Source organism: Empedobacter sp. R750 (assembly GCF_030324345.1).
In the GTDB taxonomy this organism is placed as follows: Bacteria; Bacteroidota; Bacteroidia; order Flavobacteriales; family Weeksellaceae; genus Empedobacter; species Empedobacter falsenii_C.
Genome location: NZ_JACAGF010000002.1, coordinates 192,930 through 209,330, shown reverse-complemented (window position 1 = coordinate 209,330; position 16,401 = coordinate 192,930). Strand labels below are relative to the sequence as shown.

Genomic DNA, 16,401 nt, shown 5'->3' with positions numbered 1-16,401 from the left:
TTATGTTTTGCTGGTCAAATATCGGAATAAAAACTCAATTTTATATCATTTCAAACGTTTGAAATTAATCTAAATACGTGAAAATCATCATTCAAATTTATTTTTTATTTTAATTAAATTCGGTCAACATATAAAGTGTAGTTTGGTTATATTTGCAAGTTAAATATTTACAAAAAAAGTTTTTATAGAAATGAAAGTTTTCAAATTCGGTGGTGCTTCGGTGAAAGATGCAGCCGGCGTTAGAAATGTTGCGAGTTTATTGCAATCTGTTGGTTACGAAAATACATGTATCATTGTTTCTGCTATGGGCAAGACGACAAATGCATTGGAAGAGGTAGTCAAACGCTATTTTGAAGAACAAGATTTCGAAAAAACAATTAACGAAGTAAAAGAACAACACATTGCTTTAGCGACAGAATTATTTGATAATCCAGCTGAGGTTTCGAACGAAATTTCGCAATTTTTTGATGATATCGTTTCGTTTTTAAGACGTAACAAATCGCCAAATTATAGCTATGTGTACGATCAAGTGGTTTGTTGTGGAGAGTTAATTTCGACAAAAATCATTAGCATGTATCTTAATTCGATACAAATTAGTAACGAATGGTTAGATGTTCGCGATTATATCAAAACAGATAATACTTACCGCGAAGGAAAAGTAAATTGGTCGTTAACAGAAGAAAGTATTAAACGTTTACCAAACACAGGTTTGTTTATTACACAAGGTTTCTTAGGTTCTGATCCAAACTTTTTCACAACAACTTTAGGACGCGAAGGCTCAGATTATTCTGCGGCGATTTTTGCTTATTGTTTAAATGCGGATAGCATGACGATTTGGAAAGATGTTCCAGGAGTTTTGAATGCTGATCCACGTTATTTTGATAATGCAGAGTTGTTAAATCATATTTCATACGAAGAAGCGATAGAGTTGGCGTATTATGGTGCATCTGTTATTCACCCGAAAACGTTACAGCCGCTTCAACAAAAAGAAATTCCTTTCTTCGTAAAATCATTTATTAATCCTACAGAAGCAGGAACAGAGGTAGCGAAAGGTCAACCATTAGATCCAAAAGTACCTTGTTTTATCCTAAAAAGAGAGCAACATTTGATTCGTTTATCAAGTAAAGATTTCTCTTTTATTACAGAAGATAAATTGAGCGGAATTTTCAATAAACTATATGATTATCAAATCAAAGTAAATTTGATGCAAAATTCAGCAATTTCATTATCTTTATGTTTGGAGGATAAATATGACAACTTAGAAAAGTTTGTTGCAGATATGAACGAAGAGTATAAAGTGCAAGAAGAAAACAATGTTTTATTGTACACAATTCGCCATTTTGATGCAGATTCTGATAAAGTTGTTTCAAAAGAAAAAGAATTATTGCGACAAACAGTTCGCGAAACATTACAAATAGTTGTTAAAGCTTAAATGAGTTTAATCACGACACAAGATATCTATTCAGCTTCGGGTCTTTCTAAAATTGGTGTTTTAGGAAAACCTGTAGCTTGGGCATTGAAAAAAGTTTTCAGTATAGATCAGTTAAACGATTTGTACAATCGTGGAAAGCATTTGCAATGCGAACCTTTTTTGGATTATTTGATTGATGATTTGGGAATGGATTACGAAATCCATGAAGAAGATTTGAAACGTATTCCAAAAGAAGGACCTTTTATTATTATTTCTAATCATCCGCTTGGAGCTTTGGACGGAATTATTTTGATGCATTTTATGTCAAAAGTTCGTCCTGATTTCAAGGTGATGGGTAATTTTTTATTGCAAAAAATTAAACCATTAGAACCGATGATTATTCCAGTTAATCCTTTCGAAACACGTAAAGATGCATACAGTAGCCTTTCAGGAATGCGCGATGCATTAAAATTGTTGAGAGCTGGAGGTTGTTTAGGAATTTTTCCTGCGGGCGAAGTTTCTTATCGTGATGACGAAAGTAAAATTATCGACAGAGAATGGCAAGAATCAGCGATGAAATTGATCAAAAAAGCGAAAGTTCCTGTTGTACCAATGTTTTTTAGAGCACGAAATAGTAATATTTTTTACCGTGTAGCGAAGATTCATCCAGATTTTCAAACGGCGATGTTACCAGCTGAAATGATGAAGAAAAGAACACGTCCAATTCAAATTCGTATTGGAAAACCAATTTTACAAAAACAACAAGACGAGCATGTGTCTATAGAAGATTATTCTGAGTTTTTGAGAAAGAAAACATACATGCTTTCGTCATATTACAAACAAAAAAGAAGTCTAACTCAAGTCTTGAAAAATCCTTCGAATATTGAGTTGAAAATTCCGAATTTACCAAGCTTATCTTCTTCTAACAAAAAGGTTAAGCCGATTATTTTGGAAACTGCTTTAGACTTATTAATTCAAGATATTGAAACTTTACGAAAAGATGAACAAGCATTATTATTTACGAATAATAATTACGAATGTTTCTTTTCTACAGCTCAACAAATTCCAAATATATTAAGAGAAATTGGTCGTTTACGCGAGATAACTTTCCGTGCAATTGGTGAAGGTACAAATGATGAAATTGACCTTGATCGATTCGATAATCATTATCACCATTTATTTTTATGGGATAAGGATACCAATAAAATTGTTGGAGCATATCGTATGGCGATTGGTTCGGAAGTGTATGAAAAATATGGAATTAATGGATTTTATGTTCATGAATTATTCAATTTTGATCCAGAAATTCATCCTTTCTTCAAGAAATGTATTGAAATGGGACGTGCATTCGTTTCAGCTGAGTATCAACAAAAACCGATGCCATTGTTCTTATTATGGAGAGGAATTGTGCATGTAACGTTGAGAAATCCAAATCAGAAATTTATTATTGGAGGAGTGAGTATTAGTAATCAGTTTTCTGATTTTTCAAAATCTTTGATGATCGAATTTATGAAATCTCATTACTACGATTCTACTGTAGCGCAATACGTGAGAGCAAAAAATGAGTTTAAAGTTAAGCTGAAAGAAGAGGATAAAGAATTTATTTTCGATGAATCTGAAGCTGATTTGAATAAGTTTGATAAATTAATCGATGAGCTTGAGCCAAATATGTTGCGATTACCGGTTTTGATCAAAAAATATATTAAACAAAATGCAAAAGTGATTGCTTTCAATGTTGATCCTAAATTTAATGATGCAATTGATGGCTTAATGTATATTAGAGTTTCGGATATTCCAGAATCTACTGTTCGTCCTGTTTTAGAGGATATTCAAGCAGAATTGGATAAGAAAATACAATCAGGAAAATTTGACGGAAATCTTATCTAAGGTTTCCGTTTTTTTATGTATATTATGTAGTAAATTTATTACTATGAATTTTACATTTCGTCTACTTTGCACATTATTCTTGATGAATAGTTGTATTCCAAAAAAATCAGAAGCGCCAATAGACTTTAATTTAGAGCAAGAGTCTACACTTAATTTAAGAGATTATGGAACACCTATTTCTACTATTCCAATATTAAGTTATCCTAATACTGAACAAAAAAAAGAAGTAGGAAGCGATGCTTTGGTTGGAATATCAATAGAGAATGCTGACCAATATTTAAGTCAGCTTATTGATGCAGATAAGATTGTTCTAAATGAGAAAAAGATTCGGCTGATTATTGATTATCCCCTAAAAAAACCTGCAAGTTTTGATCTTCAGAATGACAAAGGTTTTACGCGACGAGATTTGATTTTAACGATACAGGAAAAGTATAAACAAGTTTATAAAGAAGAAGAGGAGTCTGCTGATACAAAACCAATTCCTTTAGAAAAACGTGAAGGTTTAATCAATCGAAATGAAACGAATGGTAAATATGGGATTTGGGGTCATGATTTAATCGATTTGTATTTAACGGATATCGAAGTTTACAAAGATGATAAAGGAGAGGTAACTCTCGTTTTGTATATAGAATCGTAAATTTAAGACATAAAAAATGCGCTCAACCTAGTTGAGCGCATTTATATTTTAGCTTCGCTATAAATTATTTAGCAACTGCTGTAGAATCTGCTGCTGGAGCTGCTACTGCTGCTGAATCAGCTACTGGAGCTGCTGCAGAGTCAACTACTGCTGAATCAACTACTGCTGTAGCTGAATCTGTAGCTGGTGCTTCTTCTACTGGTGCTTCTTCAGTTTTCTCTCCACAAGATACTGCTCCTAATGATAAAGCTGCTACTGCAACTACTGCGAAAAATTTTTTCATCTTTTTAAATTTTAATCGATTAATTTGATATGTCAAAGTTAGAATGATTTTGACCCGATATAATAAAAAATGATTGTAATTATTTTGTAAAACACTTTTTATTTTACAAAATATAGAAATACAATTATTTAAACGTTGAAATTTTCCGAAATTATAAAATTTATAAAACAAAAAAATCCTCAAATTCTATAATTCGAGGATGATTTTTTGATGTATTTTTAATGATTATTTTAAAACTTGTGCTTCTAATTTGAATTTTTCGATTTTATTTGAAATTAAATCCAATCTCAAATTATGAATACTTCCGATATGCGAAGTCTGAAATTCTTTGTGCGGTACATAGGTTCCGTTCTCTACTGATAAACCAACTTCTCTGTAAGCATCACGGAAAGGAGTTCCATTTTTAATCGCTTCATTAATATTTTCAACTGTATAAATCGGATCATATTTTTCCTGATTCATATAGTTATCTTTAATCTGAAGCTGGGGAATCGCAAATGTTAAGATGTCAATAATATTATCAAACTGCATCATTGGTTCGAATAATATTTCTTTCAAAATTTGATAATCGCGGTGATATCCACTTGGAAGATTATTAATCGTCATCATAATATCATTCGGCAATGCCTGAATTCTATTGCAATGCGCACGAGTTAACTCAAAAACATCTGGATTTTTCTTGTGTGGCATAATCGATGAGCCTGTTGTCATTTCGTTTGGCAACTTCACAAAAGCTAAATCTTGTGAATTGTATAAAACCAAATCATACGACATTTTAGACAATGTTCCACAAATCATAGCTAAAGCTGTCGCAACAGATTTTTCTGTTTTTCCTCGAAGCATTTGCGCACCAACAGAAGAAACTAAGATTTCTGAAAAACCTAATTCTTGCGTTGTTTGCAAACGATCAATTGGGAAACTTGTTCCGAAACCTGCACCTGAACCCAAAGGATTTTGATCAGAAATTTTATATGCAGCCTCAAAAAAGTATAAATCCGTCAACAAACTTTCTGCATAAGCAGAAAACCACATTCCAAAACTACTTGGCATTGCCGCTTGAAAATGCGTGTATCCTGGTAATTGATGATTCTTGAATTCGTCTGCTTTTTGTAAGAAAATCTCAATTAAATTGACAATTTTTTCAGTTGTATGTTTTAAATACTCTTTCTTAAAAAGTTGAATTGCAACCAAAACTTGATCATTTCGAGAACGTGCAACGTGAATTTTTTTTCCAGCATCGCCAGTTTTTTCAATTAAATAAGCTTCAATTTTTGAATGTATATCTTCGAAATTTTCGTCGACTTCGAAATTATTTTCCGCAATCAGAACCAAAACTTCATCCAAAGCAATTTGCAACGCATCATTTTCTTCATTGGTAATCAAACCTGTTTTTGCCAGCATATTTGCCTGCGCTTTCGACGCTAATGCATCGTATTTCGCAAGATGAGCATCTAATTCTCTGTCTTTTCCAACAGTAAATTTTTCGATTTTATCATTAATGGTAAAACCTTTATCCCAAAGTTTCATATCTATAATAATGAATTAAGGGCGCAAAGTTAGTAAAAAGTTGCATAATATCTCATTAAACTTGTATAATTATTAATAATCATAAATATTTATTCATATTGAATATTTTTGATTGTTTTTTGAGAATGTTTAGACGATTGATAGCATTTTGAAAGATTGATTATTGAATGTTTATTAATATTTCGAAATAATTCAATTTCGTAAAAAAATGACCCAAAAATTATGGAGTTGATATTTTAAGAACCTTTTAATTTTTAACTTCTATTTATTTACGTTTAAAACATTGTTAAAGTGAAATTTAGACCTTTTTTATAATAATTCTAAATTATTGAAATATAACTAAAATATATCATTCTTTGATGAAAAATCTTTACTATAAACGTAATTTTGTGTACCAATTTATAGCTAAACGCGTATTTGTTTAGATGATTGTTAATGTAAGTTTTAGAATAAAACTCTGACTCAAATGCTTATGAGTGTTGAGTTTGTGTGAGTTAAATTATTAAAAATTACCCTTCGAAAAAATTACATACTTAGTTTGTATTCTGATAACAGTGGTTACCTATGCCAAAAATGATTTTTGTTGAAAATAATTTTTGCATAAGATGTGACGATACAGCGAAGTGTTATTATATAATTCATTTTGATTGGATGAAATCAGGTGTAAGTAGCTTGGTTTTAAACAATCTTTAATATTAAAAAGAAAAGATAGATAATTATGAGTCTTTACCAAGAGTATCTTAACGAGATTGAAGAAAGAAAAGGTCAAGGTTTACATCCAAAACCAATTGATGGTGCAGAATTACTAAGTGAAATCATTAATCAAATTAAAGATGTTAACAACGAATACCGCGAGGATTCTGTTAAATTCTTTATCTATAACACGTTGCCAGGAACAACTTCTGCTGCAGGTGTAAAAGCAAAATTTTTAAAAGAGATTATTTTAGGAGAAGCTACAGTTGCTGAAATTACACCAACATTTGCATTCGAATTGTTATCTCACATGAAAGGAGGACCATCTATCGAGGTTCTTTTGGACTTAGCTTTAGGAAATGATGAAGCAATTGCAAAACAAGCTGCTGAAGTTCTTAAAACACAAGTTTTCTTATACGATGCAGATACAGCTCGTTTAGCTGATGCTTTTAATGCAGGAAATGTAATCGCAAAAGATATTTTAGAAAGTTATGCAAAAGCAGAGTTCTTTACAGAATTGCCAGCAGTTGCAGAAGAAATTAAAGTAGTAACGTACATCGCTGCTGAGGGTGATATTTCTACGGATTTATTATCTCCAGGTAACCAAGCGCACTCTCGTTCTGATAGAGAATTGCACGGTCAATGTATGATTACACCTGCTGCTCAAGCTGAAATTAAAGCGTTACAAGCGCAACATCCAGATGCTTCTGTGATGTTAATCGCTGAAAAAGGTACAATGGGAGTAGGTTCTTCTCGTATGTCAGGTGTTAACAACGTGGCTTTATGGACAGGAAAACAAGCATCGCCTTACGTTCCTTTCGTAAATATTGCGCCAATTGTTGCAGGTACAAACGGAATTTCTCCAATTTTCTTAACAACTGTTGATGTAACAGGAGGTATCGGAATCGATTTGAAAAACTGGAAAAAACAAGTTGATGCAAACGGAGATGTGGTTCGTAACGAAGCGGGGGATCCTGTTTTAGAAGAAGTTTATTCAGTTGCTACAGGTACTGTTTTAACAATCAATACAAAAACTCAAAAATTATACAACGGAGATCAAGAGTTAATTGATATTTCAAGATCATTGACTCCTCAAAAAATGGAATTTATCAAAGCGGGTGGTTCTTACGCAATCGTTTTTGGTAAAAAAATCCAAACATTTGCTGCTCAAACTTTAGGTATCGAAGCTCCTGTGGTTTTCGCTCCTTCAAAAGAGATTTCAAATGATGGTCAAGGTTTAACTGCGGTTGAAAAAATCTTCAATAACAATGCGGTTGGATCTACTCCAGGAAAAGTTTTACATGCTGGTTCTGACGTTCGTGTTAAAGTAAACATCGTAGGTTCTCAGGATACAACTGGTTTGATGACATCGCAAGAGTTAGAAGCAATGGCTGCTACAGTGATTGCTCCAACAGTAGATGGTGCTTATCAATCAGGATGTCACACAGCTTCAGTTTGGGATAAAAAAGCACAAGCAAATATTCCTAAATTGATGAAATTTATGAATGATTTCGGTGTAATTACAGCGCGTGACCCTAAAGGTGAATATCATGCAATGACTGACGTTATCCACAAAGTATTGAATGATATCACGATTGACGAATGGGCAATCATTATTGGTGGTGACTCACACACACGTATGTCTAAAGGTGTTGCTTTCGGTGCCGATTCAGGTACGGTAGCTTTAGCTTTAGCAACTGGTGAAGCGTCTATGCCAATTCCGGAATCTGTAAAAGTAACATTCAAAGGAGAGATGAAACAACATATGGATTTCCGTGATGTAGTTCATGCTACTCAAGCTCAAATGTTGAAACAATTTGATGGTGAGAATGTATTCCAAGGTCGTATCATCGAGGTACACATCGGTACATTATTAGCGGATCAAGCGTTTACATTTACAGACTGGACTGCAGAAATGAAAGCGAAAGCATCTATCTGTATTTCTCAAGATGATACATTAATCCAATCGTTAGAAATTGCAAAATCTCGTATCCAAATCATGATCGAGAAAGGAATGGATAACAAAAACCAAGTGTTACAAGGATTAATCGACAAAGCTAACAAACGTATCGAAGAAATTAAATCGGGGGCTAAACCTGCTTTAACTCCAGATGCAAATGCTAAATATTATGCGGAAGTTGTAATTGACTTAGATATTATCGAAGAGCCAATGATTGCCGATCCAGACGTAAACAATGCTGACGTTTCTAAACGTTATACACACGACACCATCCGCGATTTAACTTACTATGGAGGTGATAAACACGTAGATTTAGGTTTCGTAGGTTCTTGTATGGTTCACAAAGACGATTTAAAAATCGTTTCTCAAATGTTACGTAACGTAGAAAAAGCGAATGGTAAAGTTGAGTTTAAAGCTCCTTTAGTTGTTGCTGCACCTACTTACAACATTATCGACGAATTGAAAGCGGAAGGTGATTGGGAAATGTTACAAAAATACTCAGGATTTGAGTTTAGCGATTTATTACCAAAATCTACTGCACGTACAGAATACGAAAACATTATGTACTTAGAGCGACCTGGTTGTAACTTATGTATGGGTAACCAAGAAAAAGCAGAAAAAGGAGATACGGTAATGGCAACATCTACACGTTTATTCCAAGGTCGTGTGGTTGAAGACCGTGATGGTAAAAAAGGTGAATCTTTATTAGCATCAACTCCAGTAGTTGTTTTATCAGCAATTTTAGGACGTATTCCTAATATTGAAGAATATAAAGCTGCTGTAGAAGGTATCAACTTAACAAAGTTTAAACCAATTTCTATGAACTAATAGTTCGTAGAAAATGATATATTAAAGGCTAACATTTCGGTGTTAGCCTTTTTTTCTGATATAAATTTATGGTTGATAAAAATGGTTCTATTTGAAAATATTCTGAAATAATCCTATCAAAAATGGTAAGACAATCAATCCAGCGAGTAGGATTAGAGCTATTTTGTATCCGAAAGGTGTTTTTAAATCTTTCTTAATTTTTAAAAATTCTTGTTTTTGATTTTCAGACATTTCATTCACTGATAGAACTTGCTTACAATGTCCGCAAACGCTTGAACCAGTTTTACCAATCGGAATTACCGGAATCCAGAAAATATGAATATATCGTTGAAAGAAATAATACCAAACGCTTTCATTTGTTTGACAATAATTGCAATTATCGGCTTTTGTTTGTGGGGATTTGAGCTTTCCAGAACGTGTTCCAAATATTATCATGTTGAATTAATTTTTTAGGTTGATAAGTCAAATTTCTTCGAAAATATTATCTTTTCAAAACATTAATCAACTACAAATTCACTACGTCCTTTTGAAGAAATATCTACAGAATGACTACAGATTTTAATGTTTTTTGGAGTCATCAATTCTGTCTTAAGCAAAATAGCTTGTATTTCCTTAAATCAAATTATGATGTTGCAACTAAATAAGTTAGAATTGATTTAAATAAGGTTATTAACCATTTATACACGTTAAATATTAAATAATTCAGTATATTGGGGTATGTTTTTTGATAAATTAAAACCAATTAAATAAATCAATTATTATGGCATTTGATATAAATATGATTAAAGGCGTTTATGCCAAAATGCAAGAACGAGTAGATGCTGCGAAAACTATCGTAGGTCGACCTTTAACGTACTCAGAGAAAATTTTATATGCTCACTTGTTTGACGGAAAACCAACGCAAGCGTATACTAGAGGAGAATCTTATGTAGATTTTGCGCCAGATCGTGTAGCAATGCAAGATGCAACTGCTCAAATGGCTTTGTTGCAATTTATGCAAGCTGGAAAAACCAAAACGGCTGTTCCTTCTACGGTTCACTGTGATCACTTGATTCAGGCTAAAGTTGGGGCAAAAACCGATTTGCAAGAAGCAATCAATAAATCATCAGAAGTATTTAATTTCTTAGAATCAGTTTCGAATAAATATGGAATTGGATTCTGGAAACCAGGTGCAGGAATTATTCACCAAGTAGTATTAGAAAACTATGCATTTCCAGGAGGAATGATGATTGGTACCGATTCTCACACGCCAAATGCAGGTGGATTAGGAATGGTAGCAATTGGTGTTGGTGGTGCCGATGCTGTTGATGTAATGTCTGGAATGGCTTGGGAATTAAAAATGCCAAAATTAATCGGAGTTAAATTAACAGGTAAATTATCTGGTTGGGCTGCTCCAAAAGACGTTATCTTAGAAGTTGCTGGACGTTTAACTGTAAAAGGTGGAACAGGAGCAATTGTAGAGTATTTTGGAGAAGGAGCTGAGTCTTTATCTGCAACAGGTAAAGGAACAATTTGTAACATGGGTGCAGAAATTGGAGCAACAACTTCAATCTTCGCTTATGATGATGCTTCAGAAAGATATTTAAGAGCAACTGATCGTAATGATGTAGCAGATGCTGCAAATGCTCACAAATCTTATTTACGTTCGGATGATGAAGTTTATGCAAATCCAGAAAACTTCTATGATCAATTAATTGAAATCAACTTATCTGAATTAGAGCCTCGTTTGAATGGTCCTTTTACGCCAGATTTAATGACACCGGTTTCTAAAATGAAAGAAACTGCAGCAGCAAATGGTTGGCCTTTAGATGTTGAATGGGGATTAATCGGTTCTTGTACAAACTCTTCTTACGAAGATTTGACGCGTGCTGCTTCGATTGCGCAACAAGCTTTAGACAAAGGTTTAGAAGCAAAATCATCTTTCGGAATTAATCCAGGTTCAGAGGTCGTTCGTTATACTGCTGATCGTGATGGTTTATTAAAAACTTTCGAGGATTTAGATGCAGTTATCTTTACAAATGCTTGTGGACCTTGTATTGGTCAATGGGATCGTGAAGGAGCGGATAAAGAAGAAAAAAATACAATCGTTCACTCATTCAACCGTAACTTCAAAAAACGTGCGGACGGAAATCCAAATACATATGCTTTCGTAACATCACCTGAAATGGTTGCGGCTATTGCAATTTCTGGACGTTTAGATTTTAATCCATTAACAGATAAATTAATCAATAAATTTGGTGAAGAAGTAATGTTAGATGCTCCAAAAGGAGAGGAATTACCAACAAAAGGTTATGCTTACGAAGATAATGGATATCAAGCACCAGTTGAAGACGGTTCTCGTGTAGAAGTGATCGTAAATCCAAATTCTGAGCGTTTACAATTATTAGAAGGTTTCAAACCTTGGAATGGTGAAAATATTATTGGAGCTAAATTATTAATAAAAGCATTTGGTAAATGTACAACTGACCATATTTCTATGGCTGGACCTTGGTTACGTTTCCGTGGACACTTAGATAATATTTCGAATAACACGTTGATTGGTGCTGTAAATGCATTCAACCAAGAAACTAATTCAGTTAAAAATCAATTAACAGGAGAATACGGACCAGTTCCAGACACTGCACGTGCATATAAAGCGGCAGGTGTGCCTTCTGTAATTGTTGGTGACGAAAACTACGGAGAAGGTTCTTCTCGTGAGCATGCTGCAATGCAACCGCGTCATTTAGGTGCTGTAGCAGTATTGGTACGTTCTTTTGCACGTATCCATGAAACAAATCTTAAAAAGCAAGGAATGTTAGCGTTGACATTTGCGGACAAAGCAGATTATGATAAAGTACAAGAAGATGATACAATCAACTTTATAGACTTAACAGAATTTGCGCCTGGAAAACCTTTGATAATCGAGTTTGTTCATGCAGATGGATCGAAAGATTTAGTTGTTGCAAATCATACATACAATGCACAACAAATTGAATGGTTCAAAGCTGGATCAGCATTAAATTTAATTAAAGCGCAACAAGCGTAATAATTAATTCAATTATAAAAGTAAAAGCCGATCTAGAAATACATCGGCTTTTTTTATTAAAAATATTTTTTCCTATTTAAAATTGAATAATATTTAAAAATAGTTACTTTTTTCTTAATTTTTTATGTTTGTTGTTGTTGAATTATTAAGTTTACAGTTAAACACATAATAATATGATTAAAAATTTATTTTTTATAGGATGTCTATTTTTGACTCCTCAACTTTTTGCACAAACAATCGTTTTTGAAGAAAACTTTGATACCCCAGAAAGACAAGCATTGTGGACGATTGGAGAATTAGATGGAGACGAAGATACTTGGGAGTTTGTAGATGCTGCAGAAGCTGAAACTCCTTCTTTTAGTGGTTCTTTTGCTTGGTCTTGGTCATGGTTTTTTGAGGCTTTAACACCTGATAATACATTAACAAGTCCAGTTTTTAAAATTCCTGAAGGAAACAAAACAGAATTGACTTTTAAGGTTTCTGCAGCAGATAATGAAGAAGGTTTTTTTGAAGAACATTACGCGGTTTATGTAATTTCTGCAAATTCAACTTTTACTGGTACAGAAACAGCAGCTTTTGAAGAAACATTAGATGCTGGATATTTTGATGTTGCTAAGACAGTTAATGTAGATATTTCAAAATATGCTGGACAAGATGTTCAATTGGTATTCAGACATTATAAATGTACAGATATTTTATACATTGGTTTAGATGATGTAAAAGTCACGCAAGAAAAATTAGCAACTTCTGATCTTAATAAATCAACTATTTCTGTTTATCAAGATAATGGATTGGTTAAAGTTTCAGGAATAAACGATGTCAAAAAAATTAAAATATTTGATATGTCAGGTAATCTTGTTAGAGAGGTAAATCAATCAGAGGCGAATATTTCCGCTTTACCAAAAGGAATTTATATCGTTAATTTCTATTCTGGAGATAATGTTATTTCAAGAAAAATTGTAAAATAATAAAATTGTAAAAACGAGCTTTAGAAATAGGGCTCGTTTTATTTTTCTACAAATTCTTCAAATTTTCTAAAGCCATTAAAAGTGTTTCATCCTTTTTAGCAAAACAAAATCGAATGACTTTGTTATCTGTTTTATCATGGTAAAATGCCGAAATTGGTATCGTTGCAACTTTATTTTTGATGGTTAACTGTTTTGCAAATTCATCATCAGGTAAATCACTTATTTTAGCATAATTTGCACTTACAAAATAAGTTCCTTCACAAGGCAAAACTTCAAAATTTGTTGAAGTTAAACCTTTAACAAATAAATCTCTTTTTTGTTGAAAAAAATCATTCAAATACAAGTAATGATCTGGGTTTTCTAAATAATCTGCAATTGCATATTGTGATGGTGTATGGGTAGAAAACGTATTAAATTGATGACATTTTCTAAACTCTTTCATTAATTCTTTTTCGGCTAAAATGTAACCGATTTTCCAGCCTGTAATGTGAAATAATTTTCCGAAAGAACCAACAATAAACACTTTGTCTTTTACCGATTTCAATTTTGCGAAACTTTGATGCGATTTTCCATCAAATGTAATATGCTCATAAACTTCATCTGCAAGTAAATAACAATTTGAATCTTTTAGGATTTGTTCAAATTGTTTCAAATCATTTTCGGATAAAATTTTTCCTGTTGGATTGTTCGGATTATTAACGATAATTAATTTCGTTTTATCATTGATTTTTTGCTTCAATTCTTCAAAATCGATTGAATATTCAGGATATTTTAGCTGAATTGGAACAATTTTTCCTCCAAATAATTCGATAGTTGGTTGATATAAATCGTAAGCAGGTTCAAAAATAATCACTTCATCATTTGGATGAATTAATGTAGAAATAACATTAAAAATTGCTTGACTTGCGCCACTCGTAATGTTAATTTCATTCTGAAAATCGTAATCAGATTGATAAAGATTAGAATATTTTTCTGAAAGTAACATACGCAATTTTTCGACGCCAGTCATTGGCGCGTACTGATTGTAATTTTGTGTTGAATAATAATTTAAACGACTAATTAATTCAGAATCTGCGTTAAAGTCTGGAAAACCTTGCGCCAAATTAATCGCTTGATGTTCATTTGCCAATTGACTCATTACCGAAAAAATGGTTGTTGAAACATTGGGTAGTTTAGATTTTATCATATTGGTAAATTAGGTCGTTTTTGCTCAAAATCAAAACAATAAACCTTAATATTTTTAGGAATTTTTTTCTTATTTTTGTAAAACTCGTTTAACACTCAACAACTCAAATGTCAGAATTAGATCAACAAGTAAATTATACGGAAGACAATATCAAAACCCTTGATTGGCGCGAACATATTCGTATGCGACCTGGGATGTATATTGGGAAGCTGGGAGATGGTTCGTCTCAAGATGATGGAATTTATATTTTGTTGAAGGAGATTGTAGATAACTGTATCGATGAATTTGTGATGGGTGCAGGGAAAACAATCGAAATTAATCTGCGCGAAGATGAGGTAACGGTTCGTGATTATGGTCGTGGAATTCCGCTTGGAAAAATGGTTGATGCTGTTTCTAAGATGAATACGGGTGGTAAATATGATTCACAAGCCTTCAAAAAATCGGTTGGTTTGAATGGTGTTGGAACAAAGGCGGTAAATGCGTTGTCAACATCGTTTCGAGTGCAATCTATTCGAGATGGAAAAACGCGTATTGCAGAGTTTGAGCAAGGGATTTTAGCCAGTCAAGAAGATGAAAAAGAAACATCTTTGCGAAAAGGAACTAAAATTACATTTGTTCCAGACAAATCGATTTTCTTGAATTTTAAATTCAGAAAAGAATATGTAGACAAAATGTTGAAAAACTATGTTTACTTAAATCCAGGATTGAAAATTATTTTTAATGGAGAAGAATTCTTTTCTAAAGATGGTTTGAAAGATTTATTGAAAGATAATATCGAGGAAGAAACGATTTATGATATCATCCATTTGAAAGGTGAAGATATCGAAATTGCGATGACGCACAGCTCGAAATCATATTCGGAAACGTATTATTCTTTTGTGAATGGTCAAAATACAACGCAAGGAGGAACGCATTTAACAGCTTTTAAAGAAGCGGTTGTGAAAACGGTTCGCGAATTTTATAACAAAAATTACGATCCTGCGGATATTAGGAAATCAATTATTGGAGCAATTTCGATCAAAGTAATTGAACCCGTTTTTGAATCGCAAACGAAAACTAAACTTGGTTCGAATGAAATTGGACCAGGAATGACAACGGTTCGTACGTTTGTTAATGATTTTATCAAAACAAATCTTGATAACTTTTTACACAAAAATACAGAAGTTGCGCAAGCATTAGAACGTAAGATTAAACAATCGGAAACGGAACGAAAAGAACTTTCTGGAATTCGAAAATTAGCGCGTGATCGAGCGAAAAAAGTTAGTTTACATAACAAGAAATTGCGCGATTGTCGTCAACATTATAACGATCCGAAAGCTGAATTACGTTTAGATACGACTATTTTTATTACCGAGGGAGATTCGGCAAGTGGATCGATTACCAAAAGTAGAAGTGTAGAGACGCAAGCGGTGTTTAGTTTGAGAGGAAAGCCGTTGAATTCGTACGGTTTGACAAAGAAAATCGTTTACGAAAACGAAGAATTCAATCTTTTGCAAGCGGCGCTAAATATCGAAGAAGGATTAGAAGATTTACGTTATAATAACGTTGTAATTGCAACTGATGCTGACGTTGATGGAATGCATATTCGCTTGTTGATTATTACATTTTTCTTGCAATTTTTCCCAGAACTGATCAAAGAAGGTCATTTGTATATTTTGCAAACGCCACTTTTTCGTGTGAGAAATAAAAAGGAAACACGTTATTGTTATTCTGAGCCTGAACGTATAAAAGCGTTGGAAGAAGTTAAAAATCCTGAAATTACACGATTCAAAGGATTAGGTGAAATTTCGCCAGACGAGTTCAAGCATTTTATCGGAAAAGATATTCGTTTAGAGCCTGTAATGATCGGAAAAGATCAAACCATCGAAAGTCTTTTAGAATTTTACATGGGAAAAAATACACCAACAAGACAAGAATTTATTATTAACAATTTAGCCATAGAATCTATTAAAAATTAAATAAAAACCAAACCAATCTTAACCTAAAACCTATTTTA

Annotated in this window: 11 protein-coding genes; 7 read left to right on the top strand and 4 right to left on the bottom strand. The window is 32.9% G+C overall.

Annotated features, from left to right (window positions below; translation table 11 throughout):
- Nucleotides 1-190 precede the first annotated feature (190 nt).
- From HXZ74_RS03435 to HXZ74_RS03425, 3 genes are read left to right on the top strand one after another with little or no spacing between them, the layout of a single operon-like run.
- The gene (locus HXZ74_RS03435) at nt 191-1,432 is read left to right on the top strand and encodes an aspartate kinase (protein WP_286473857.1); all 1,242 of its coding nucleotides are present in this window, start codon (nt 191-193) and stop codon (nt 1,430-1,432) included.
- A complete protein-coding gene (locus HXZ74_RS03430) occupies nt 1,433-3,298 on the top strand; it encodes a GNAT family N-acyltransferase (protein ID WP_280062204.1) in 1,866 nt (621 codons plus the stop codon). It abuts the gene before it with no gap.
- Nucleotides 3,299-3,341: 43 nt separating this feature from the next.
- On the top strand, nt 3,342-3,935 hold the full coding sequence (locus HXZ74_RS03425) for a hypothetical protein (protein ID WP_286473855.1): 594 nt from the start codon (nt 3,342-3,344) through the stop codon (nt 3,933-3,935).
- A gap of 64 nt (nt 3,936-3,999) precedes the next feature.
- On the opposite strand, the gene HXZ74_RS03420 is transcribed toward HXZ74_RS03425, so the two are convergent.
- Nucleotides 4,000-4,218 carry a hypothetical protein gene (locus tag HXZ74_RS03420; RefSeq protein ID WP_125349919.1) on the bottom strand — a complete coding sequence of 73 codons (219 nt, stop codon included), beginning with the start codon at nt 4,216-4,218 and terminating at the stop codon, nt 4,000-4,002.
- A 225-nt stretch (nt 4,219-4,443) separates the two neighbouring features.
- The gene (argH, locus tag HXZ74_RS03415) at nt 4,444-5,745 is read right to left on the bottom strand and encodes an argininosuccinate lyase (protein ID WP_286473853.1); all 1,302 of its coding nucleotides are present in this window, start codon (nt 5,743-5,745) and stop codon (nt 4,444-4,446) included.
- A gap of 718 nt (nt 5,746-6,463) precedes the next feature.
- Here argH and HXZ74_RS03410 point away from each other — a divergent pair.
- Nucleotides 6,464-9,226, top strand: coding sequence for a bifunctional aconitate hydratase 2/2-methylisocitrate dehydratase (locus HXZ74_RS03410; protein WP_286473851.1), 2,763 nt, complete (start codon nt 6,464-6,466; stop codon nt 9,224-9,226).
- A gap of 87 nt (nt 9,227-9,313) precedes the next feature.
- Here the strand turns inward: HXZ74_RS03410 and HXZ74_RS03405 are convergent, their stop codons facing one another.
- Nucleotides 9,314-9,661 carry a hypothetical protein gene (locus HXZ74_RS03405; RefSeq protein WP_286473849.1) on the bottom strand — a complete coding sequence of 116 codons (348 nt, stop codon included), beginning with the start codon at nt 9,659-9,661 and terminating at the stop codon, nt 9,314-9,316.
- A gap of 325 nt (nt 9,662-9,986) precedes the next feature.
- On the opposite strand from HXZ74_RS03405, the gene HXZ74_RS03400 reads away from it, so the two are divergent.
- A complete protein-coding gene (locus HXZ74_RS03400; protein ID WP_286473847.1) occupies nt 9,987-12,251 on the top strand; it encodes an aconitate hydratase in 2,265 nt (754 codons plus the stop codon).
- A gap of 173 nt (nt 12,252-12,424) precedes the next feature.
- A complete protein-coding gene (locus tag HXZ74_RS03395; RefSeq protein WP_114998291.1) occupies nt 12,425-13,219 on the top strand; it encodes a T9SS-dependent choice-of-anchor J family protein in 795 nt (264 codons plus the stop codon).
- 46 nt (nt 13,220-13,265) lie between these two features.
- Here the strand turns inward: HXZ74_RS03395 and HXZ74_RS03390 are convergent, their stop codons facing one another.
- Nucleotides 13,266-14,405: a methionine aminotransferase gene (locus HXZ74_RS03390; protein WP_280062200.1), complete on the bottom strand. Its 1,140-nt coding sequence runs from the start codon at nt 14,403-14,405 to the stop codon at nt 13,266-13,268.
- Between the two features lie 107 nt (nt 14,406-14,512).
- On the opposite strand from HXZ74_RS03390, the gene HXZ74_RS03385 reads away from it, so the two are divergent.
- Nucleotides 14,513-16,363 carry a DNA topoisomerase IV subunit B gene (locus HXZ74_RS03385; protein ID WP_038334963.1) on the top strand — a complete coding sequence of 617 codons (1,851 nt, stop codon included), beginning with the start codon at nt 14,513-14,515 and terminating at the stop codon, nt 16,361-16,363.
- Nucleotides 16,364-16,401 lie beyond the last annotated feature (38 nt).

Coding starts and splice junctions, on each gene's coding strand:
- HXZ74_RS03405 (WP_286473849.1), bottom strand. CDS start 9,661: ATGATAATATTTGGAACACGTTCTGGAAAGCTCAAATCCCCACAAACA.
- HXZ74_RS03425 (WP_286473855.1), top strand. CDS start 3,342: ATGAATTTTACATTTCGTCTACTTTGCACATTATTCTTGATGAATAGT.
- HXZ74_RS03430 (WP_280062204.1), top strand. CDS start 1,433: ATGAGTTTAATCACGACACAAGATATCTATTCAGCTTCGGGTCTTTCT.
- HXZ74_RS03385 (WP_038334963.1), top strand. CDS start 14,513: ATGTCAGAATTAGATCAACAAGTAAATTATACGGAAGACAATATCAAA.
- HXZ74_RS03395 (WP_114998291.1), top strand. CDS start 12,425: ATGATTAAAAATTTATTTTTTATAGGATGTCTATTTTTGACTCCTCAA.
- argH (WP_286473853.1), bottom strand. CDS start 5,745: ATGAAACTTTGGGATAAAGGTTTTACCATTAATGATAAAATCGAAAAA.
- HXZ74_RS03410 (WP_286473851.1), top strand. CDS start 6,464: ATGAGTCTTTACCAAGAGTATCTTAACGAGATTGAAGAAAGAAAAGGT.
- HXZ74_RS03390 (WP_280062200.1), bottom strand. CDS start 14,405: ATGATAAAATCTAAACTACCCAATGTTTCAACAACCATTTTTTCGGTA.
- HXZ74_RS03435 (WP_286473857.1), top strand. CDS start 191: ATGAAAGTTTTCAAATTCGGTGGTGCTTCGGTGAAAGATGCAGCCGGC.
- HXZ74_RS03400 (WP_286473847.1), top strand. CDS start 9,987: ATGGCATTTGATATAAATATGATTAAAGGCGTTTATGCCAAAATGCAA.
- HXZ74_RS03420 (WP_125349919.1), bottom strand. CDS start 4,218: ATGAAAAAATTTTTCGCAGTAGTTGCAGTAGCAGCTTTATCATTAGGA.